This is a genomic window from Chryseobacterium ginsenosidimutans, assembly GCF_039536845.1.
Lineage (GTDB): Bacteria > Bacteroidota > Bacteroidia > Flavobacteriales > Weeksellaceae > Chryseobacterium > Chryseobacterium ginsenosidimutans_B.
On sequence record NZ_BAAAZJ010000003.1, the window covers coordinates 669066 to 690535 of the forward strand.

23 protein-coding genes, 1 pseudogene and 1 riboswitch are annotated in these 21470 nt (G+C 32.7%); of the genes and pseudogenes, 12 read left to right on the plus strand and 12 right to left on the minus strand.

Features of this window, described 5'->3' with window-relative positions:
- Nucleotides 1-14 precede the first annotated feature (14 nt).
- The 8 genes from ABD745_RS03120 to ABD745_RS03155 all read right to left on the minus strand — a co-directional run bounded on the left by ABD745_RS03120 (nt 15) and on the right by ABD745_RS03155 (nt 7084).
- A complete protein-coding gene (locus tag ABD745_RS03120; protein ID WP_344825030.1) occupies nt 15-1145 on the minus strand; it encodes a hypothetical protein in 1131 nt (376 codons plus the stop codon).
- Nucleotides 1142-2719: a helix-turn-helix domain-containing protein gene (locus ABD745_RS03125; RefSeq protein ID WP_344825033.1), complete on the minus strand. Its 1578-nt coding sequence runs from the start codon at nt 2717-2719 to the stop codon at nt 1142-1144. Before ABD745_RS03125 ends, ABD745_RS03120 begins: the two co-directional genes overlap by 4 nt.
- Nucleotides 2720-3568: 849 nt before the next feature.
- Complete coding sequence (locus ABD745_RS03130) at nt 3569-3877, minus strand: barstar family protein (RefSeq protein WP_344825036.1); 309 nt, start codon at nt 3875-3877, stop codon at nt 3569-3571.
- Nucleotides 3874-4491 (minus strand): matrixin family metalloprotease, encoded by a 618-nt coding sequence (locus ABD745_RS03135; protein ID WP_344825039.1) that lies wholly within the window; start codon nt 4489-4491, stop codon nt 3874-3876. Before ABD745_RS03135 ends, ABD745_RS03130 begins: the two co-directional genes overlap by 4 nt.
- Nucleotides 4478-4975, minus strand: coding sequence for a ribonuclease domain-containing protein (locus ABD745_RS03140; RefSeq protein ID WP_344825042.1), 498 nt, complete (start codon nt 4973-4975; stop codon nt 4478-4480). Before ABD745_RS03140 ends, ABD745_RS03135 begins: the two co-directional genes overlap by 14 nt.
- An 87-nt stretch (nt 4976-5062) precedes the next feature.
- A complete protein-coding gene (nadE, locus tag ABD745_RS03145; RefSeq protein WP_047399832.1) occupies nt 5063-5854 on the minus strand; it encodes an NAD(+) synthase in 792 nt (263 codons plus the stop codon).
- Nucleotides 5855-5899: 45 nt separating this feature from the next.
- Nucleotides 5900-6442, minus strand: a complete 543-nt coding sequence (locus ABD745_RS03150; protein ID WP_344825047.1) for a GNAT family N-acetyltransferase — start codon at nt 6440-6442, stop codon at nt 5900-5902.
- A 3-nt stretch (nt 6443-6445) separates the two neighbouring features.
- Complete coding sequence (locus tag ABD745_RS03155) at nt 6446-7084, minus strand: leucine-rich repeat domain-containing protein (RefSeq protein WP_344825050.1); 639 nt, start codon at nt 7082-7084, stop codon at nt 6446-6448.
- A 51-nt stretch (nt 7085-7135) separates the two neighbouring features.
- Here ABD745_RS03155 and gldB point away from each other — a divergent pair, with 51 nt between their 5' ends.
- The 8 genes and pseudogenes from gldB (at nt 7136) to ABD745_RS03200 (ending at nt 12591) form a co-directional block, all read left to right on the plus strand.
- The gene (gldB, locus tag ABD745_RS03160; protein ID WP_344825053.1) at nt 7136-8119 is read left to right on the plus strand and encodes a gliding motility lipoprotein GldB; all 984 of its coding nucleotides are present in this window, start codon (nt 7136-7138) and stop codon (nt 8117-8119) included.
- 51 nt (nt 8120-8170) lie between these two features.
- Nucleotides 8171-8497: a gliding motility protein GldC gene (gene gldC / locus ABD745_RS03165; protein WP_344825056.1), complete on the plus strand. Its 327-nt coding sequence runs from the start codon at nt 8171-8173 to the stop codon at nt 8495-8497.
- 87 nt (nt 8498-8584) lie between these two features.
- Complete coding sequence (locus tag ABD745_RS03170) at nt 8585-9724, plus strand: cystathionine gamma-synthase (protein WP_344825059.1); 1140 nt, start codon at nt 8585-8587, stop codon at nt 9722-9724.
- Between the two features lie 55 nt (nt 9725-9779).
- Complete coding sequence (locus tag ABD745_RS03175; RefSeq protein WP_344825062.1) at nt 9780-10259, plus strand: nuclear transport factor 2 family protein; 480 nt, start codon at nt 9780-9782, stop codon at nt 10257-10259.
- Between the two features lie 6 nt (nt 10260-10265).
- On the plus strand, nt 10266-10712 hold the full coding sequence (locus ABD745_RS03180) for a GNAT family N-acetyltransferase (RefSeq protein WP_344825065.1): 447 nt from the start codon (nt 10266-10268) through the stop codon (nt 10710-10712).
- A gap of 83 nt (nt 10713-10795) precedes the next feature.
- Nucleotides 10796-11311 carry a DinB family protein gene (locus ABD745_RS03185; protein WP_344825068.1) on the plus strand — a complete coding sequence of 172 codons (516 nt, stop codon included), beginning with the start codon at nt 10796-10798 and terminating at the stop codon, nt 11309-11311.
- A 116-nt stretch (nt 11312-11427) separates the two neighbouring features.
- Nucleotides 11428-11855, plus strand: a pseudogene (gene tnpA / locus ABD745_RS21525) (IS200/IS605 family transposase).
- A gap of 187 nt (nt 11856-12042) precedes the next feature.
- Nucleotides 12043-12591 carry an L-threonylcarbamoyladenylate synthase gene (locus tag ABD745_RS03200; RefSeq protein ID WP_344825077.1) on the plus strand — a complete coding sequence of 183 codons (549 nt, stop codon included), beginning with the start codon at nt 12043-12045 and terminating at the stop codon, nt 12589-12591.
- 26 nt (nt 12592-12617) lie between these two features.
- Here ABD745_RS03200 and ABD745_RS03205 read toward each other — a convergent pair whose 3' ends face one another.
- On the minus strand, nt 12618-13595 hold the full coding sequence (locus ABD745_RS03205; protein ID WP_344825080.1) for a hypothetical protein: 978 nt from the start codon (nt 13593-13595) through the stop codon (nt 12618-12620).
- A 141-nt stretch (nt 13596-13736) separates the two neighbouring features.
- Between ABD745_RS03205 and ABD745_RS03210 the strand changes: the two genes are divergently transcribed.
- The gene (locus ABD745_RS03210) at nt 13737-15158 is read left to right on the plus strand and encodes a CCA tRNA nucleotidyltransferase (protein ID WP_344825083.1); all 1422 of its coding nucleotides are present in this window, start codon (nt 13737-13739) and stop codon (nt 15156-15158) included.
- A gap of 393 nt (nt 15159-15551) precedes the next feature.
- Here ABD745_RS03210 and ABD745_RS03215 read toward each other — a convergent pair whose 3' ends face one another.
- From ABD745_RS03215 to ABD745_RS03225, 3 genes are all read right to left on the minus strand, one after another.
- Nucleotides 15552-16628 (minus strand): hypothetical protein, encoded by a 1077-nt coding sequence (locus ABD745_RS03215; RefSeq protein WP_344825086.1) that lies wholly within the window; start codon nt 16626-16628, stop codon nt 15552-15554.
- An 11-nt stretch (nt 16629-16639) separates the two neighbouring features.
- A complete protein-coding gene (locus tag ABD745_RS03220) occupies nt 16640-18469 on the minus strand; it encodes a TonB-dependent receptor plug domain-containing protein (RefSeq protein WP_344825089.1) in 1830 nt (609 codons plus the stop codon).
- A gap of 30 nt (nt 18470-18499) precedes the next feature.
- Nucleotides 18500-18677, minus strand: a riboswitch (cobalamin riboswitch).
- 399 nt (nt 18678-19076) lie between these two features.
- Entirely contained in the window at nt 19077-19559 is a 483-nt protein-coding gene (locus tag ABD745_RS03225; RefSeq protein WP_344825092.1) for a cytidine deaminase, read from the minus strand.
- Nucleotides 19560-19661: 102 nt separating this feature from the next.
- Here ABD745_RS03225 and ABD745_RS03230 point away from each other — a divergent pair, with 102 nt between their 5' ends.
- From ABD745_RS03230 to ABD745_RS03240, 3 genes are read left to right on the plus strand one after another with little or no spacing between them, the layout of a single operon-like run.
- Nucleotides 19662-20714 carry an NADH:flavin oxidoreductase/NADH oxidase gene (locus ABD745_RS03230; RefSeq protein ID WP_344825095.1) on the plus strand — a complete coding sequence of 351 codons (1053 nt, stop codon included), beginning with the start codon at nt 19662-19664 and terminating at the stop codon, nt 20712-20714.
- A 31-nt stretch (nt 20715-20745) separates the two neighbouring features.
- Nucleotides 20746-21033 carry a DUF2752 domain-containing protein gene (locus ABD745_RS03235; RefSeq protein WP_344825098.1) on the plus strand — a complete coding sequence of 96 codons (288 nt, stop codon included), beginning with the start codon at nt 20746-20748 and terminating at the stop codon, nt 21031-21033.
- Between the two features lie 25 nt (nt 21034-21058).
- Nucleotides 21059-21382: a CCC motif membrane protein gene (locus ABD745_RS03240; RefSeq protein ID WP_344825101.1), complete on the plus strand. Its 324-nt coding sequence runs from the start codon at nt 21059-21061 to the stop codon at nt 21380-21382.
- Nucleotides 21383-21470 lie beyond the last annotated feature (88 nt).

A 21470-nucleotide genomic window follows, 5' to 3' on the forward strand; every position in this document is an offset into this window, starting at 1 on the left:
TTAGAATTTAAAAATTAAGATCTTATCAATCGCTGAATTTCCGTATGATATTGTTTATTCTGTTTCCTGATTTTAAAAATAAACAGAAGAAACAGGGCAATAAGTAACGTTCCTAGACCTATCACGAAACCAAGACAATATTTAAATTTATGGGTAAGTTCTTTACTTTTTATTAAAGTTTCTTTATTATGATTATCAATGGCTTGATTAATAGATGATAATTCATTTTGCTCTCTTTTGAAGCGCATTTCAAAGTACTTTTTATTGTAAACCTGATATAAATTTTGGTTGCCGATTGCCAGATAATTATCTGCCATTTCTTTGAAAATTCCTTCATTTAGAATAAGGTCGTTCGTGTTTTTACAAAGATTCTCAGCTTTTATTAAGAGATCTAATGCTGTCTGATTCTGGCGTTTTTGCTTATAAACCTCCGCCATACCTTTCAAAGCGAAGGCTTCAAGACTTTTTGCCTTATTATTCTGAGCGTACTGCGCTGATTGCAAAAATGCCTGTTCAGCTTTATCAATTTGGTTAAGGTTCAGATAACAATGACCAATATTGTAAAAAACAACGCTCATATTGGCATAAGTTTTTTTAGGAGAACTAACTTTTTTGAAACTTTCAATAGATTTTAAAAACTTTTCTAGAGCAATTTCAGAATTCGACTGGCTTTTGTAGATCATTCCGCGAATGGCGTAACTTCTTGCCGTTTCACTATTTTTTTCAGACGAATTATCAGGAAGTTTTGCAAGATATTCATCTGCTTCGTCCAGTGTTTCCAGACTTTTACTGAATAATTCCATCTGCTGATATTGTATCGCGACAGAAATTAAGACTCTTGTCTGGGTTTTCAGATCGTTGGTTTTTGATGCTAATTCTTTGGCTTTTAAAATATATTTAAGCGATTCATTAAAGTCTCTTTTTGCAATATTTGCTGTGGAAAGAAGCATATAAAGAGAAATCGATTTAGTGATATCTTTCTCTTTTTTAAGCAAACTTTTTGTTATACTTATCGCATGATCAGGATTGTCATAAATTTCCAGATTCGCTTTTTTCAGAAGGGAATCGTCAGAAGTTTTCTGTCCAAAAGTTGTGATTTGGCAGATCAAAAATAGAATTGAAATAACTTTAAAAACTAATTTCATGATGTTCTGCTTTTACATATTTCCTGAATATACGCGTTTGGAGACATCCCGGTCACAGATTTGAAAATGGTTGTAAAGGCACTGTGAGAAGAGAATCCGGAATATTCTGCGAGATAGCTTACCTTATAATTCAGATAAGTAGGTTCGGTTTTTAATAAATGAGCTATGTGATTGATCCTTAATTCATTAATGTATCCGTTGAAATTTTTCCTTTTATTATTATTGATGACCTCCGAAAGGTATTTTGTATTAACTCCCATTTGTGCAGAAAGCATGGAAAGTGACATGTTTTTGCTTAAATATTGATCAGATTCTTCCCATTCATCCAGTTTTTGAAGAATTTCGACTTCTTTTTCTTTAGAAATTTTATTAGAATCTTTATTTACAGTCAGTATTTCTTCCTCTTTAGGAACATCAACATAAGTTTGAATTGTTTTCTCTTTTTTCTTCTGTTTTTCGAAGAATTCAAATTGTTTTTTTAAATCTTTGTTTTTATTCTTTAAGGCTAAAAAATAAATAAACAAGCTAAGAATAATGAAAGAAAAAACGAAAGTCAGAATCCAGAAACGTCTTGTTTGGTTTTGATTTTGAAATTCGAGGGTCTTATTTTGTGAGTTTTCAACGAGCTTTACAATATATCGTATTCCTTCTTTTGTATTTACATCTATTTTGGCTCTGAAATCTGCATAAAGCTTATTGTATTGATGATATTTTTCGTCGTTATGAAGAGCAAAATAATTTTTAGATAAAGAGGCATAGATCTTACATTTTAAAGGATTAAAAGGAAGATTTTCTATTTTCGAAAGACCTTTTTCCAGTTGATCGATTGACGAATTGTAATCACTTTTTAAGAAATAATATCTTGAAAAATTTTCATGCGCTAATGCCAATAAAAAGGGGTTATTATTATGATTTTCAATACTTAAAATGACTTTGGATATTATTTGTTTTGCTTCTTCCAATTTATTTTGCTGCATCAGATAAGAAGAACGGAAAATTTTATTTTCAATGCTTATGATTTTATTTTCTTCGTTTTGGTTATCAAGGTATTGATCGCTTTTGTTTAAGTTTTCCAAAGCCAAAATCTGATTTCTGCTGATCCCAAAATTAAGAGCCTGAAGCTGATAAAGTTTTGCAATGGTGATTCGCATTCTTTTATCATTATATTTTAATAATTTTTTCTCGGATAAAAGATCAGAAATAATTTTTTGAGACTGATTATAAAGATCCAGATTTTGATACTGATCTGCAAGATTGTAGTCTCCGAATGCCTGCATAAAATAAGAAAGACTTTCCTTTTCCTTAAATTCTTCCTGTTGACTTGCGATGTTTACGGATTGCACATAATCGCCTTTCATCGCATAGGCCTGAGAAATGATATTTCTTAACACGATGTTATGCTCAATATTCTGATCGCTGTTTAAAATGCTGAGAGAATAGTTAATGCAGTCATCCGGATTCTGATATAATTTTTGAAAAGCTTTATCTGCCAAAATACTAAAATCGGGACCGGATTGTGCTTTCAGGAAAACCGAAAACAAAAAGACAAGCAATATTTGGATATTTTTTTTCAATGTTTCTTTTTGCAAAAGAATGTTTTTATATAGTTTTTTCTCAATCTTCTAAAATCTGTCTTCAATGTAAAATTTTTATATGTTTTTGGTTTTTAGTTATTTATTTTTTTTATTCTTTTGAATTTCATGAATTTTATAAGCCAAAAGCTTTTGAATGGGTAAATATAATATTAATATTGTTCTCAACAATTCAAAATATTAAACCAAAAAATTATGAAAACGGTTATCATTAACGGATGAAAATTTTGGCGGTTACTTTATTTTTTTGCTCTTTGACAAATATGTATTGTTGACAATAATGAAAACAGAAATAGTAATAGAAAAACCGGAAGTTTTCCGGGTTTATATAAATAACATATCCTAATTCCTCGGCCTTCTTCGGAGGTAGTGCTTAAGGAAATCTCCGCAAACAGCGGACTAGTTATTGGCTTTTTTAATTTCCAGTATTTCCGATGACAGGAGAAGGCTTTTATTAGAATATGTTTAGTTAATTAGAGTCTCAGTTTAGTTTGGAAATTGCTGTAAACGGAGGACTATGTTTCTTCCGTTAGCAATTTCTCAGAATATTTTTCTTACAGGAAGAAAGATATAATTTATCAAGGAAAAATTGATAAAAAATTACAATATGGTCGGTCAAAAGGTAAAGATGTTGTCGTCTGTTGAGAGTCAGATTGATGTATCGTCTTTATCTAAAGGGAATTATTATGTGTTACAGTTATTCGTGAGAGGGGAAGTTTCACAAGGTTTTAAATTCATAAACAAAATTAGACAATACCAACACACTTAAAAGAACTTAGACCAAAAAACTCGCAGAGAAATCTGCGAGTTTTGTTTTTTATTGATAGTTAGTTAGTCTTCATCTGCAATATCGTCTTCATCATCTTCATATTGCTCCAGATAATAGGTGAAGCTAAAATCTTCTGCCTCGTCTTCCGCATCTTCTAAAGTCGTCAGAAGATCTTCAAAAGTTTCTAACTGATCTACTGTCATGTTTACGAATTCGATATGAAGAGGCATTTCCAGTTCGCCCGTGATCACATCAGAAAGTGCATCCAGATTATCCCCAAAATACTCAGGAAGTGTAAGTTTTTCTTTTAATTGAGCATAAAAGTCTTCATAATCTCCTATGTCCGTAAAATCTATGTATATTGTTTTCATATTGAATTGAATTTCCAGTTTTTATTAATTAAAACGGCTTTACATTTTTTACAAAAATCGATTTCTTCATCGGTAGGATTTTTGCCTTCTGCATCTCTCATAAAGCAAGTTTTTTGAGAACAATGTTTCAAACCTTGTGTATGCCCAAGCTCATGAATGGCTATTTTAAAAAATTGTTCGTTAGAATTTTGTTTATTTAATCTAAAACTTGAAGCAACACATGCTTTTCCCGGTCTGAAACCTAAACCCATCACTCCAAAATCTTTGATTTTTCCTTTGGTTGTACTGATATCTTTTGAGGTTAAACCAATAGTTACAAAACCTTCTTTCGTATTTTTACTTAAAAATTTGATGATAGAATCTGCTCTATAACGATTTCTGTCCTTATAATAGGTGTTTTGGGGGAAATCAATAGATTCGAGAATTTTCACGTTTGGATAAACTTTTTTGAGTTCATTTGTGACAAATTCCACCTTTTCAGATTGTAGATCTTCAAATGGCTGCACCAAAATGGTAATGGGTTTTTCTTCCTTTATCGTTTTCTGTTGTTTTTCTGAACAGGAAAAGATGAAGGTTAAAAACAATAGAATGAAACAATATTTATTGTTTTTCAAAACTTCTATAATGGTTTTTAGTAAGGTAAACAACACCGTCTTTTGTGAAAATAATCCGGTCTGCATTTCTGTTTCCGCAATTATAATTTACATCGGCTTCAAAATATTTTTCACCTTTTGGTAAATTTCCTTCTCTGTTGCCAAATTTATCTCCGCCAATGGCTTTTCCGGGTAAGATGTCACAAAGGTTTCCTTTTGAAGGATTCCAGCCTTGTTGTCGGGCTTCATTTTTTGTGATATAATAATCAGGAAGCTTGTGATTTTGTTTTACATAATTAATTACAGTTCTCTCTTCCGTCAATTGCTCGATGGATTGTTGAGAAGAATTTCCTGAATTATCATTTACTTTTCCATATTCAACGGTAGATGTATTTGTTGGGGCAACTTTTTTATCTGCAACAAAATTATTATAAACATACATTGCGGACATTCCGAAAAGAAGTCCTAAAAAGACGAAAAACAGAGATCTTATTTTACCATTCATATTTAAATTTTAAAATCTAACAATATAGCAATCTAACAGTTTACCAATGATTGTTACATTTTTACATTGATAAATTGTTACATTAATTTATGCTCTCCATTCTTCCGGAACATCGCAGATCGGAATCGGAACCATTTTATGTTTTGCGGCTTTATGCATTCTGTCGAAAATCATGAAAACCTCTTTGTCGCGACCTTCGTAATCTTCAACAGCTTTAGTTCCGTACTCTTTCTGGATTTTTTCAAGTTCAGGATAAGTTGCTCCTATTTGATCTTCATCTGTTCTTTCAGCATCCCAAAGTCCGTCTGTAGGAATGGCATTCTGAATACTTTCAATAAGGTTTAAAGCTTTTGCTAATTCGTAAACTTCAGTTTTGTAAAGATCTGCGATTGGCGAAACATCAACACCACCGTCACCGTATTTTGTGTAGAATCCGATTCCGAAATCTTCCACTTTATTTCCTGTTCCACAAACCAAAAGCCCATGGAGCTGCCCAAAATAATATAAATTCAGCATTCTGAATCTTGATCTTGTATTTGCCAACGCCAGATTATTGCTCCATCTTCCTTCTACATGATCGTGAACAACGTTTTCAAAACTTTCGAAAACAGGAGTCAGATTAATTGTCTTTCCCTGAACATTCGGGAATTTTTTCTTTAAATCTGCAATATGATCCTGAGCTCTGTTTACCTGATCTTCTTTCTGACGGATAGGCATTTCCAAAAGTAAAACTTCAAGTCCTGTCATTGCGCAAAGTGTAGAAACCACACCGGAATCTACACCTCCCGAAACACCAATTACATATCCGTTTACATTCGCTTTCGTTGCATAATCTTTCAGCCAGCTTACAATATGATCTATTACTTTTTGTGTCTGCATTGTTTATATTTTTTTAGTCTGTTTTTAAATAAAAGAGGTTCAAAATTAAAAATTTTGATGATGTTTAAGATACTTTTCATGTTTTAATTCGTACCAGAAACAAATTCCGTCCGGTTCTGTGAATTCGCCTGTTTTTTCAAAGCCTAATTTTCTTAAAATATGATTAGAGCCTTCATTTTCACAATGAGCATGAGCGTAAATGGTTTCAACTTTTAAATCATTGAATCCAAAATCAAGAGAAGCCTTTGCAGATTCCAAAGCATAACCTTTTCCCCAGGATTCAGGTAAAAAACGATAGCCAAGATCGTAAATGTTATTGTAACCGTTAATTTCCTGAGTTAATAATTTTAATCCGCTCCAACCAATTAATAAATTAGTTTCTTTTTCAATCACAGCGAGTCTTCCAACACCATTATCACGGTATTGTTGCTGGATCATTTTAATAATGTTTTTAGATTCGTTGATATCTGAAAGGGGAGGAACTCCTATGTATTTCATGACTTCAGGATTCGAGTCCATAAGAAACATACGTTCAACATCTGTTTCTTCAAATTTTCTCAAAATCAGTCTTTCCGTTTCTAGATGCATGGTTTATTGTTGCTGAAATCCAAAAATAGTAATATCTTTTGCGCCTTTTTTAATGTCGGTTTCCTTCAGTGGATTTTGTTTGACATTTAAGGTCTGCAAATTCAGATTTCCTGAAATATCCAGTTTTTGGATCAGATTATGTTCAAGATTTAAGTTTTTCAGATTTTTGAGCGAGCTTAAATCAATGGTCTTTATCTTATTTAAAGATACAGTTAATTGGTCAATTCTTGGAGTTGTTTTTAGCGAAATATTTTCAATATTGTTGTTGTCAAGATATAATGAAGCCAGACTTTTTGCATTTTCAGCCTTAAAATTTAAAATCTTACAGCCGGTACAGGAAAAAAGCTGAACATGATCCATATTTTTGAGTGATATATTGGGAATTATATTATCATCAAGGATAATCATTTTTGCATTTTTGAAGTAAGAAAGATCATCCGCAGCAGTAATTTCTTTCTTTACTAAAAATAAATTTTCAACTCTGTCGGCTTCAAACTGATTAATTGCGCCATCTTTATTAATGTCGAAATTTTCAACCACAGCTTTTTCGAAATTTTTATCTTTAAAACTAAGATTCTGACCATAAAAAAGAGGTATTGCCGAAATAAGAAAGAGAGTTGTAATTATTTTGTTTTTCATCATTACATTATGTTTTTATCATTATTTTTGTAAACTTTAATTTCATGTAAAAATATGAAGATTTTCAGAATTATAGCGCTTTCTTTAGTATTAGTTTTGGGTTTGAATTCTTGTAAAAAAGAAACTCAGAATCAATGGAACGTGGAAGTCAAAACCCCGGCAGAAAAGGTAGAAATCACAGATATTTCTAAAGATTTGTATAATCCGAATATCCCTTTGGATCAGTTTAAAGCTAAGTTTCCGTGGTTTCAGGGAACGGTAAGTGATGCTGATTTTGGAAAGCGAAGAGTCGATCCGGAAGAAATCAAAATTTATAAAGAAGCCATCGATAAAATAGATGAGAAAAAGCTTCAGTCTGACCTTCAGGATTTGTTTTCCCACATCAAATATTATTTCCCCGAATTCAAAAGTCCGAAAGTATTTTTATTTTCGTCGTCTTTACAGATGATTCAGGATCCGATTTTTTATGATGCAGAAGGAAACCTTCTTTTTATAGATATTTCTGGTTTCATGGGAGATGGGAATCCTAATTATAAAGGTCTGGAAATGTATTTTCAGAAATCTATGAACCCCAATAATATCGTTCCGAAAGTAGCACAGATGTTTGCGGAGGGGTTTGTGAAAGAATCTGCGGATCATCAGAAATTTATTGATGTTATGATTCTTAACGGGAAAATAATGATTCTTAAGGATGCATTTTTGCCGACTTATCCCGAATATCTGAAAATGAATTACACCCAGAAGCAATACGAATGGGCTGTTGCCAATGAAGCTAATATCTGGAATTATTTTGTAGAAAGTAACTTGATTTTTGGTGATGATCACAGGTTGGAAGACCGTTTTATAGCACCGGGACCTTTCTCAAAATTTTATACGGAAATCGATAACGAATCCTCACCGCAGGTCGGAATTTTCGCAGGATGGCAGATTTGTAAAGCATATTTTCAACAAAAGCCTGAGACAAAACTTGTTGATTTCCTGAAAATGGATGCAACAGTGATCTTTAATCAGTCGGGATACAAACCGAAACTTAAGTAGAAATTAAAAGAATTAGTAGAATTTAAAATTTTTAGAAATAAATAGAAAGTTATGAGAAAAACTCAGATTACGATAGATGTAGAATTGGATGAAAACCACATCCCGGAAACAATGACCTGGAATGCACAGGACGGAGGTGTTGAAAAGGAAGAAACAAAGGCTGTCATGATTTCTGTTTGGGATGAAAAAGCAATGGAAGCTTTAAGAATCGATCTTTGGACGAAAGAAATGCCGGTTGATCAAATGAAAATGTTTATGCATCAGATTTTAGTTTCTCTTGGAAGTACTTATCAGAGAGCAACTGGAGAGGAAGATGTGGCACAATGGATCGAGCAGATAGCAGAAGAATTTGCCATCAAATCTGCAATAAAAATGTAAATAAATAAGTGTAACAATTTATCAGTATAAAAATGTAACAATCATTGGTAAACTGGTAAATTGATACATGGGTAAATTATACGAATTATGAATTTTAATACAAAAGTTATACACGGAGGACAACACCACGAATCTGCAACGGGTTCTGTGAATGTTCCTGTATTTTTAACGTCTACATTTGCGCAAAAAAGTCCGGGAGTACATTCCGGTTATGAATATTCAAGAGCTGCAAACCCTACAAGACAGGCTTTGGAAGACTCTTTGGCAAGCATTGAAAACGGGGCAAGAGGTTTGGCTTTCGGTTCCGGTTTGGCTGCTATCGACTGTGTTTTAAAATTATTAAATCCTGGTGATGAGGTAGTTGCAGTTGATGATTTGTATGGTGGAACATACAGGATGTTCACAAGACTTTTTGAAAAATATCAGTTGAAATTTACATTCGTGAATTTTGATGATGTTTCAAAAATAGCAGATGTTATTACAGATAAAACTAAATTGATATGGGTTGAAACTCCCACAAACCCGTTAATGAAACTGGTTGATATTAAGGCTGTTGTAGAAATTGCAAAAGGAAAAGGTATTCTGGTTGCAGTTGACAATACTTTCGCAACACCTTATCTTCAAAGACCGATCGATTTGGGAGCGGATATCGTAATGCACTCTGCGACGAAATATTTAGGAGGTCATTCTGATGTGATTGCCGGAGCTTTGATCGCAAAAGATGCTGAATTGGGAGAAAAACTTCACTTCATTCAGTTTGCGAGTGGCGGAATTTTAGGGCCTCATGATTCTTATTTGGTGCTGAGAGGAATTAAAACACTAGCTTTAAGAGTTCAGAGACATTCTGAAAACGGAATGGCAGTGGCAAAATATCTGGAAACTCATCCTGCAGTTGCTCAGGTAATTTATCCGGGATTAGAATCTCACCCACAATATGAACTGGCAAAATCTCAAATGAAAGATTTCGGAGGAATGGTTTCTTTCACTTTCAAATCGGGTAAAAAAGAAGATGCGATCAAATTTTTAGAAAAAGTAAGAGTTTTCACATTGGCAGAATCTCTTGGTGGAGTAGAATCTTTGGCAAATCATCCAGCTTTAATGACACATGCTTCAATTCCTGCAGAAAAACGTGCTGAATTGGGAATTACAGATGACTTGGTTCGTTTAAGCGTCGGAATTGAAGATGCGGAAGATCTAATCGCAGATTTGGAAAGAGCATTTTCTTAACCTATTAAAAGTCGCATCTTGTCATTCTGACGTTGAATATTTAAAATAAAACATAATGAGAAAGATTCAGATTTTATTGTTATTAATTGTAAGTCAGATTGTATATTCTCAGGTAAAAAATACCGACGAATTATACAAAACGGCAAAAAAGTTAGACAGTTTGATATTCGATATCGGATTTAATAAATGTGATCTTTCCCATTATGATTCTATAGTCAGCAATGATCTGGAGTTCTACCACGATAAAGGTGGAATTACCTCGGGAAAAGAGGCTTTTACAGCTTCTATCAAAAATAATATTTGCGGTGGACCAAATAAAGTGAAGCGAGAACTGGTTCCTAACAGCATGAAAGTGTATCCTTTGTACAACAATAATGTTTTGTATGCTTTCATTGAAGAAGGCGAACACGATTTTGCTGAATTTTACAAAGGAAAGTGGAACAAAGGAAGCCGTGCAAAATTTACCATTCTTTGGATTTTAGACGGAAAAGACTGGAAAATGAAGCGCGTTCTAAGCTACGATCATCACTTATAATTGATTATGAAAAATATAAGAAAAGCTGAAATTCAAGATCTTTCTCAATTGGCAGAACTGTTTGATCAATACAGAGTTTTTTACCATAAAGATTCAAATATTCCTGCTGCAGAAAACTTTTTAAAAGAAAGAATTGAAAATAAAGATTCCGAAATTTTTGTAGCTGAAAGTGAAGGCGAATTAGTTGGTTTTGTTCAATTATATCCATTATTTTCTTCAACGAGAATGAAGCGTTATTGGTTACTGAATGATCTGTATGTCAACGAAAATTATCGCGGAAAAGGTTTTTCAAAAGAATTAATTGAAGAATCAAAAAAACTGGCAAAATCTACAAATGCCTGTGGAGTTCTTCTTGAAACCGGAAAAAACAATGACATAGGAAACAAATTATATCCAAGTTGCGGTTTCGAATTGTATGATTCTGTAAACTTCTACGAATGGACAAATAAATAATATACCAATGTATCAATCAAAAGTTTACCAATATTTTTTAATTGCTACACTTGCTACACTGTTAAATTGCTAGATTAAAATTTATGACTGATTTTCAAAAATACGTTCAGAGATATTTAGATTTAATTCCATCCGAAAACTGGTTAGAGGAGTTGAAAAAATCGGGAGAAAAAACCGCTGATATTTATTCAAATCTTACAGAAGAACAATCTCTTTTTGCTTATGCTGAAAGAAAATGGACTTTGAAAGAATTGCTTTTGCATTTATCGGATTCGGAAAGAGTTTTTCAATACCGGATTTTGGCTTTTGCGAGAGGTGATAAAAATGAATTGCCGGGTTTTGATGAAGAATTATATGCACACCAATCTTTTGCTAATGAGAGAAGTTTAGATTCTTTATTGGAAGAATATAAATTGATCAGAAAGTCTTCTCAGATTTTATTGGAAACATTAAATCCATCAGTTTTACATAATATCGGAACAGCCAACGGAAACCAAATTTCTGCTGAAACAATAGGTAAATTGATTGTCGGACACAATGTGCATCATTTGAATATTATTGAGGAAAGGTATTTGTCGAATTTTAAACCTGAAATATAAAATATTTTATTGTTATCAATAGAAACGGGCTTTAGCCCGTTTTTTTATTTGAAAATTTAAAATGGCTTTAGCCAAAACTTAAAAAAGAATTTATATTTTTGAGAAAAACAACACAAATGTCTTTCACTAAAATTTATATTCATATCGTTTTTTTGACAAGAAATAGGATTTCTTATTTAGATAATTTGGATTTAAGAATCAAAGTTTGGAAACATATCAAAGAAAACGCAACTGAGAAAGGAGTTTTCTTAGATATGGTCAATGGTTATTCAGATCATTGTCATTGTTTGATTTCTTTAGGATCAAATCAAAATATTGAAAAGATTTTACAATTGATAAAAGGAGAATCTTCATATTGGATCAATAAAATCAATTGACTAAAGAAAGATTTGCGTGGCAAGATGAATATTTTGCAGTTTCGATTTCAGAATCAATGCTTGAATCAGTTCGAAATTATATTAAGAATCAGGAAAAACATCACAAGAAAAAAAGCTATACAGAAGAATATCAGGAATTTATTGATAAATATAATTTCAAAACCTAAGTTTTGGCTAAAGCCAAATTTTGATGTTTAGTTTTAAATGGGCTAAAGCCCATTCCTATTGAATAAAGCTCCAATATATAATTTTTATATATAAAGATTTGTAAATTTGCGGTCAAATTATATTAATAGTTTATTGGTATAAATTCTTCAATTGGCTTTAGCCAAAACTTAAAAACGCTCAATTAAAATGGAAAACATCATACAAATATTAAAATCAGGAGGAACAATTCTTTACCCTACAGATACGATCTGGGGAATTGGTTGTGATGCAACAAATATAGAAGCGGTCAACAAAATTTTTGACATCAAAAAACGCGAAAAAAACAAATCCATGATCATTTTGGTGGAAACTGAAAAAAGATTGCAGGATTTGGTCGACGTTCCGGAAATGGCTTGGGAAATTATTGACCTGAGCGAAAAGCCCGTTACAATCGTTTATGAAAACCCAAAAGGATTGCCGAAAGAATTATTGGCAGAAGACGGAAGCATAGGAATTCGTTTGGTGAAAAATGATTTTTGTAAAAAATTAATCACAAAATTAAATAAACCATTAGTTTCTACTTCTGCCAATTTCAGTGGGGATAAAAGTCCGTTGAAGTTTTCTGATATTTCTCCTGAAATTATTAGTTTGGTAGATTATGCAGTAGAAGAAGACCGCGAAAAAGTTTCAAAATATGCCGGTTCGTCAGTGATAAAAATATGGAGCGACAACAGAATAAAAGTCCTTCGCGAGTAAAAGCCGATTAAAATACTTTTAGATACCTATTTCAGATATTTTTGATAAATTTCATCTTTTTCTGAATAAAATTTTAATGCAAAATCCTGTTTATTATTAATGGTAATGTAAGACAAATCTGCAGAAGAATTTTCATCAGACTGTTTTCCTTTTACAAATTTATCATTGGCATCTAAAGTATATGAAAAACTGTCCGGATTGTAACTGGATTTGCCTTTAATGTTTTTTACAGTTGTAGTTTTTGGAGTAATGGAAACATTCAGACTGTCGTCGTTTTGTACCAGAATTTCAGATTGGGCGTCATATTCTACAATATTAATTTCACCGTTTTTTTCATAACGTATTCTCACAACAGTATTTAAGTTTTCTTTATTTTTAAAAACAGATACAATAAATGCCTGATAAGCAATTCCATCGCTTCCAAACCAACCTAAAGCATCATAATAGGGAGTTATTTTGTTGGCCGAATCAATTTTTTTGTTGTAAAAATTATTCAGAAGATCATACATTGTCTCAGCTCTGAAATAAAATCTGTCGATTTGATCTTTTCTGTCCTGGGTAGACATTGTTGTATTTTTATAAACAATCGGGATTGGATCATTCCCGCTCTTATCAGATTGTGTACCCGTTATTTTATTTGTTTTTGCATCAATTTCATACACAAAAGTGTCGGGATTATAGCTCACATCTTTTCCTTTGATAATTTTTACAGTGGTATTTTTTGTTGGTATAAAAGATATCCTCGTGTTTCCGTTTTTTAACTTTTCCATGTAACAATCTGCATAAAATTCTACCAGATGTTCGTTTTCATCGGATGTGTACAGAATTCTTACAGTAGAATCTGCACGTCCGTCTTCGCCGTGTTCATCTGTAATCATCATTCCGTTATATTTTATTCCTGAATTATCGGTGAAATCTATAAAATCTGTATAAGAAACATTTTTGGCCTGAGAAAAAAGAATTGAAAACAAACATACGAAGCCAATGAATAAAAGTTTTTTCATAGTTGTTAGTTTTTAGTTATTTCATAAAGATAAGAAGAATTTGCAAATGGTTTTTTAATTATTTAAAATTTAATCTAATTACTATCTTTGCAAAAATTTTATTTTATATCAGATTTCTGATATTTTACATCTTAAATAACAATGATAATCAATCTTAATCAAAATAAAAATCTAAAACTTTTCAAAATAATTTCTGAGGTTGCAGGCAGAAATAATCAGTCTGTGTACATTGTTGGAGGTTATGTCCGGGATTTGCTGATGAAAAGAAAAGCTTCTACGGATATTGATTTTGTAACTGAACAAAGCGGAATTGAGCTTGCCCAAAACGTAGGAAAAGAAATCGATCCCAAAATGAAAGTTTCTGTTTTCAAAACGTACGGAACAGCGATGATTAAATATAAAGATCTTGAACTGGAATTTGTCGGTGCAAGAAAAGAAAGTTATTCTGAAGACAGCAGAAAACCTGAAGTAGAAGGTGGAACAATCGAAGACGATCAGAAAAGAAGGGACTTCACGGTGAATGCAATGGCCATTTCTTTGAATAAAGATAATTTCGGAGAATTGATTGATCCTTTTAACGGAATTGATGATCTTGAAAAAGGTATTTTAAAAACACCTTTAGAGCCTACCCAAACTTATTCTGATGATCCTTTGAGGATGATGAGAGCAGTGCGTTTTGCTTCAACATTAAATTTTAGAATAGAAGAGAATTCACTTGAAGCAATCAAACAGGAAGCAGAAAGAATCAGAATTGTTTCGATGGAAAGAATTATGGTTGAATTTAATAAAATCATGCTTTCGCAAAAACCTTCGATAGGATTAAAATTGATGGCAGAAACTGGTTTGATGAAATTAATCATTCCTGAATTAATTGATCTGAAAGGAGTAGAAGAAGTTGAAGGACAGACCCATAAAGATAATTTTTTCCATACATTGGAAGTTGTTGACAATATTTCTGTAAATACAGATAATTTGTGGCTTCGTTGGTCTGCATTACTTCACGATATCGGAAAAGCTCCGACAAAAAAATTCGTTGAAGGAACAGGGTGGACTTTTCATGGACATGAGTTTTTGGGATCAAAAATGGTAAAAACATTGTTTCAAAGATTAAAATTACCATTAGGACCGGATATGAAATATGTTCAGAAAATGGTAAAACTTTCGTCGCGTCCGATTGCTCTGATTACAGATGATGCTTCAGATGCTGCTTTAAGAAGACTGCTTTTTGATGCAGGAGAAGATATGGAAGATCTGTTTACGCTTTGCAAAGCCGATATTACAACCAAAAACTCCAAGAAACAGGAGAAATTCAAGAAAAACTTTGAATATGTTGCTGTTAAAATCAAGGAAGTGGAAGAAAAAGATCAGGTAAGAAATTTCCAGCCGCCAATTTCCGGGGAAGAAATTATGGAAATGTTTAATCTGAAACCTGGTCGCGAAATCGGAATTTTAAAGGAAAAAGTAAAAGAAGCAATTTTGGAAGGAGAAATAGGAAACGATAGCGGAGAAGCAAGAAACTTTGTGATTGCAGAAGCTGAAAAATTAGGTTTAACACTTGCTTAAAATGCTTTTTGGAATATTTGATTACATCATTTTAACATTCATTTTCATCTTCAATATTGGAGTTTGGAAATACAAGATAATTAAACAGCGCAATTGGATATTATATCTGGTTGCGTTTTTATTTTTCGGGTTTATCATTCCATTTTTTTCTATGGATTTTGAGATTAGTAAAGTAACCAAAGGTCAAACGAATGTTGATAGTTTTACTCTTCTTTATACTTATTTCAGGTTTCCGACTTGGTGGTTTATCGGGATTTTAGAGGTAGTTTTTTTAAGATCTCAATTGAAGAGATTTAAATAAAAATCCGGGCGTTTCGAAGAAACCGCCCGGAAAAAAAACACAAATGATGAAAAAAAAATAAATTTATTTTATACGCAAAAAAGCGTTATAATTTAGTTTTTATAGAAACCGTTTGTTGCGATTCCAGTGTTGAATGTAGTTAATTGTGCTCCGTTGTTAGCATTGTAAACATATACTTTACTGTCTGATGAGAAATTTTTAGCATCAGAGATGTATAATCTTCCGTCGATTACATTGAAACCATATAAAGATGTGATTCCCGTTGTTGTAAGAAGCGGCGCTGTTGGCGCTGTTGTAGCGTTAATATTCATCGAATATACTTTGCTGTAATCCACAAAATAGAACTTATCAGAATCAATTCTCAACTTTTGTACTTGAGGAATTGTCGTAAGGGTAGTTGTAGTATAAGTTCCTGTTGATGGATTGATTTTATAGATATAAGAACCTGCGTCGTCAGAAGAAAGCACATAAGCAAAACCGTTATAAGAAACAAGATCTCTGATAATTCCACTTGTACTTGGTAAAGTTACCGTTGTAGAAACAGTATTGCTTGAAGCATTTATGATTGTAACAGTATGTCCTGTCGGATGCTCTGCATAAGGAGCTGTTGTGTCGTAAGTAACTCCATCTGTCTGTACTATAATATTTCCTCCTGCTTCTACTACTTTTTCTGCAGATCTGTCGAAATTAATACTTTTTACAAATGAATTATCACTAACATTGTAAACATTAAGTTTTTTTACTGTTCCAAAATCGTTATTAGTAATATAATATTGAGTTCCAGTGAAAGCAATATATCTTGGGTTAACAAGATTTGAAGTAACCGTAGCCTGCTTTTTGAAAGTGTGTTTATTTACGATCTCAATTTTATTAGGCGAATTTAAAACCAGATAAGCGTTTTCTCCCTTAAAACCAATAGTCTGTAAAACATTTCCCAGAATTTCTTTGTTGTTATTAGCCGAATAAATTCCGTTCTGTATACCTCCCAGATCATTAGTTGCGTAAGAAACATCTGATGTAGGCGTTGTAAAACCTCCTTCATTCGCTATGATGATACCATTTGCATAATCTACTTGTGGTGTTTCAGTCACAAAATCATCATCGCTACAGGCAACGTTGAACAACAATGCTGAAGCGAATGCAAGAGATAAAATTTTTCTGATTTTCATTTATTTTTTGTTTAAAAATTAATATTCAAATATATACTGTAATTTCTTTTGGGCAACGGATAATAAGCCATTGTCTCATAGATTTCATTAAAAATATTATTTACTTTAAAACCGATTGTATAATTTTTAAGTAAAGTTCCTGATATCCCCGCATTCATGACAAAATAAGATTCCAGGGCGGCACTTCTTTTTTCATCGGTATCGGTGTAAGTAAGACCATTAAACATTCCCTGAACATACAATTTCATAAAATCATATCGGTAATCAATATTTCCAAAAAACTTATGAAGAGGAACATACATCATCTGTTTCTCTGTCTCCAGATTCATAGATTTTGTATAAGAATATCCTAAATTTGATTTTAAAGCATGCTTCCCGAATTTCTTCTCATATTCCATTTGAGCGTCTATACCATAAGATTCAACTTTATTGGTATTAACGGGAGAATAATATCCCAAATTACTTGGTAACCAGGTAATCATATCGGTGATTCTTATATAATATGGAGTCAAAGTAAGTTTTACATCTGCAATTTTAAACTGATTTTTCAGATCAAATTGATAAGCGGTCTCGGGTTTTAGGTTGATATTTCCTCCAGGTTGCCAATACAGATCATTAAACGAAGGATATCTGAAATTTTTTGCAACATTCAGGTTAAGATTATACCATTTTACAACATTCCAGTTTCCTGAAAAAGAAAGTAAAACCGGTGAGCTTATATTTTCAACAAAATCTTTTTTAATCCCTGCTTCAAAACGTAGATCTTTTGTAGCAAAATATCTCAGCAAACCTGCTGCAGAACCTATATTTCGACTGATATCTTTAATACCGCTCATATATCCTTCAGCCTTATTTACCTGAAATTCTCCAATAATATTGACGTTCCATTTTGGGGTAAGGAAATAATTAAAATCATTCTTTACGATGTAATTTTTTCCTGTTCCGCCACTACTTTTAGGATTTTCTATATTATCGAAATACTGAAAATTTTCTTCTGTATATGCCACTCTGAATACGTTGTTTAGTTTTGAGGTATTCCAATCCCAAACAAGTAAGCTTCGTACATTCTGAGTGGTGTATTTTGTTTTGGTCTGGCTGTCAAAAAATACCGGAAAATGCTGATTTCCATTGAAAAATTCAGAGATCCAGGAAATCTGATGATGTGGATTAATTTTATAAGCCGCTGAAAAATTGAAGTTTGTATTAGAATATTTCCCGTTCAGGTTAATATAATTGCGGGATTCAGGTACTTCATAATTATTTTCACTTACAGAATAATTTCCGGAAAGTTTAAAACTGAATTTATCGTTTGAAAATGAGGCTTTAGTAAAATTATTATAAGTATTAAAAGAGGCTGCTTCAGAAAATAGAGAAGTATGAAAACCTTTATTGAAATCAAGACTGTTATTGAGGTGAATTGTTCCGCCAATAGCTCCGCTGCCATAAATAACACCTACACTTCCGGATTTTACATCAAGCTGATCAAATCCCATAAACGGAATATTATTCACGTCAGCCTGTCCTAAAAAATTCGAGTTAATATTAATTCCGTTCCATACAAAGGCTGTCTGCTGAGCTGTTGTCCCCCTAAAAGAAGGCGACGAAACCGCTCCACGACCATTTTCTTTGATGTAAACCTGAGATTGAAAACGCAATGTTTCAGAAAGGTTGGTTGAATTTTTTTCGGCGTCTTCTGATGTAATAGTATTTACTTTATGAAAAAGTTTAACTTTATTCATTTGATTGTCAAAAACATAAACAGTATCAATGGTTTTCTCTTGTGCAAAAAGAAAACAACCGTAAGACGAAAAAAGCAGTACTAAAGATCTTTTTATATCCATTTTCTTTTACTTTTCCTCCGAAAGCAATGTTTATTTGATTACATTTTGGCAGGTCTCCTGACTTTCGCTTTTCTACACCTTCCCGTTTGCACAGTGGTTTTATCGTAGAAATTTCAATTGCGATCTACAGTTGCGGGGACAGTTTGGGTTTTTCACCCAATTCCCTTTTCATTCCAAATGATTGGAAACCAAAATTTTTGCAAAGATAACTTTTTAAATGTATTTCACAAATTCACAAAAAATAAAAGAAATTTTACGAAAAATATCATTTTGAAGAAAACCAGTATCTATTATGCTATTTATAATTTTTTTCAGAAGCTATTTCCCGCTATCCACTATATCTTTTTGGTTACGGTCTCCGCTTCGCTTCGACCGCAACCAAAAAGGATGTCGTTTCTATCGGGGCTACGATTACAGTTATCATTTTCAACATTTCTAATAGCCACAAAGCTTGTCATTCCGATAGGAATCCAGACTTCGTTATTAAAGCATTTTAAGATCATTGCCTAGATTCCTATCGGAATGACAAACTGAATGTGTACCTTATTAATAAGCATTAATTTTCAAAATTAGTTATTAGTATTATTCAATTTTAGCCGTCTTTAGCTTACAAAAAAGTAGCATCAAAATAAAACGGCAACAAATCCTTAATGGCATGCACATTCACAACCTCTTCATTCATACTCGAAAAATAAAGTTCGATATTTTCATTCTGCTTGGTTTCATATTCCATTAGGCTTTGTCTGCAAGCTCCACAAGGTGGAATCGGAGGATTTTTATCATGAAATTCTTTCGGACCTCCGACAACGAAAACCTTCTTGATTTTCACATTCGGGAAATTGGCGGCAACCCAAAAAAGAGCCGTTCTTTCCGCACAAAGTCCGGAAGGATAAGCTGCATTTTCCTGGTTATTTCCGGAATAAATTTCACCATTTTCCAACAAGATAGAACAGCCTACCAAAAACTGAGAATAGGGGGCATATGCGTTTTCGCGAGCCTGTTTTGCTCTTTCGAATAATTGTTTTTCTATGTCGTTCAGTTCACTGCTATTCTTAAAATAATCGTAACTGATTTGAGTTTCTTTTTTCATATATTGTGGATTAAAAAAAGGGGGATAAATTTACTTCTTTTTAATGAGGTGGACAATATTATCTCATCCTTCAAAATTTTAACAAAAATATTTAGATCAGAAATGTTATATACTCCAATCAAATTCAGAAATGTTGAGTTGAAAAACCGTTGGGTAATGTCTCCAATGTGTATGTATTCTTGTGAAAACGGTCTTGCCAATGATTTTCATTTTGTTCATTACGGAAGCAGATCTCAAGGTGGAACAGGATTAATTATGGTTGAAGCAACAGGTATAGAGCCTCACGGAAGAATCACCAATCATTGTATGGGAATCTGGAACGATGAACAGGCAGAAAAACTTCAGAAAATTGTCGAATTTGTACACAAAAATTCTGATAGTAAAATTGGAATCCAAATCGCACATGCAGGAAGAAAGGGGTCTACTTGGAATAATATTCAGATTCCTGTTGAAGAAGGTTGGGAAACCGTTGCTCCTAGTCCGATTCCTTATCACCCGACAGAAAGAATTCCTCACGTTTTAACGATTGAAGAAATTCAAGAACAGGTTCAGAATTTTAAGGAAGCTGCAAGAAGAGCTGTAAAAGCAGGTTTTAATGTTGTTGAAATTCATGGAGCTCACGGATATCTGGTTCATCAGTTCCTGTCTCCGCTTTCGAACATCAGAACGGATGAATATGGAGGAAGTTTTGAAAACAGAATCAGGTTTTTAATTGAAATCGTTGATGCAGTGAATGAAGAATTAAATGAAAATGTTGCTTTATTTGTTAGAATTTCCGGAACAGAATACGCTGAAAACGGTTGGGATATTAAGGAAAGTGTGGAGTTGGCAAAAATATTAAAAGATCATCGGGTTGATTTGGTAGATGTTTCAAGCGGTGGAAATATTCATGGAGTAAAAATTCCGCTTTTTGACGGATATCAGGTTCCACTTTCTTCACAGGTAAGAAATGAAGCAAAAATCAAAACAGGAGCAGTTGGATTAATAAAAAAAGTATCTCATGCAGAAGAAATTCTTCGAAAAGGAGATGCTGATCTTATTTTTATTGCAAGAGAAATTTTAAGAAACCCTTATATTGCAGTACAGGGATCATTTGAAATGGGCGAAGAATGCTTTTTTCCACATCAATATTTAAGAGCGAAAATTTCTACATAATTTTTATATATTTGAGAACCAAAACCTAAATATGAAAATAGAAGACTTCATGCTCCCTTGTCCAATCAAAAAATTCTTCGGAATAGATTGCTTTGGTTGTGGTACGCAAAGAGCTATTGTTATGGTTTTTAAAGGAAGATTTGATGAAGCTTTTCATATGTTTCCTGCAGTCTATACTTTGTTGCTTTTTTTCGCAACAGTTTTTCTCAATTTTGTAGATAAAAAAAGAAATTATGGGAATTTATTGGTCATTTTAGCTGGATTGAATGCTGTGATCATGGTAGTTTCTTATTTTTATAAACATCATTTTAGCCATTAAAACAACAAACATTAAAATTATAACTATGGATCAAAAATTGCCAAATGCACAAACGGTGCTTATTTTAGGAATTATTTCGGTAGTAGGAACTTGCTGCTGTACGGGTTTGATCGGGATTATCTGTGGATTGATCGGTCTTAGTAAATACAAAGGCGATAAAATGCTTTACGATCAAAATCCATCAGAATATTCTGATGTTGGGAACCTGAATACAGGACGTATTTTATGTATTATCGGTCTTATATTAGGATCTCTTCAGGTGCTTTATTTCGTTTATGTACTTGCAACAGTGGGTTGGGATGGATATATGGAACAAATGAGAGATATTTCCAAAATGGGAAGAGGATAAAAAAAATTAAGACCGCATTTTAGCGGTCTTTTTTATATAAAAACTTTAGAATTAAACAAAAAATCCTTCTCTCAGGCGAAAGAAGGAT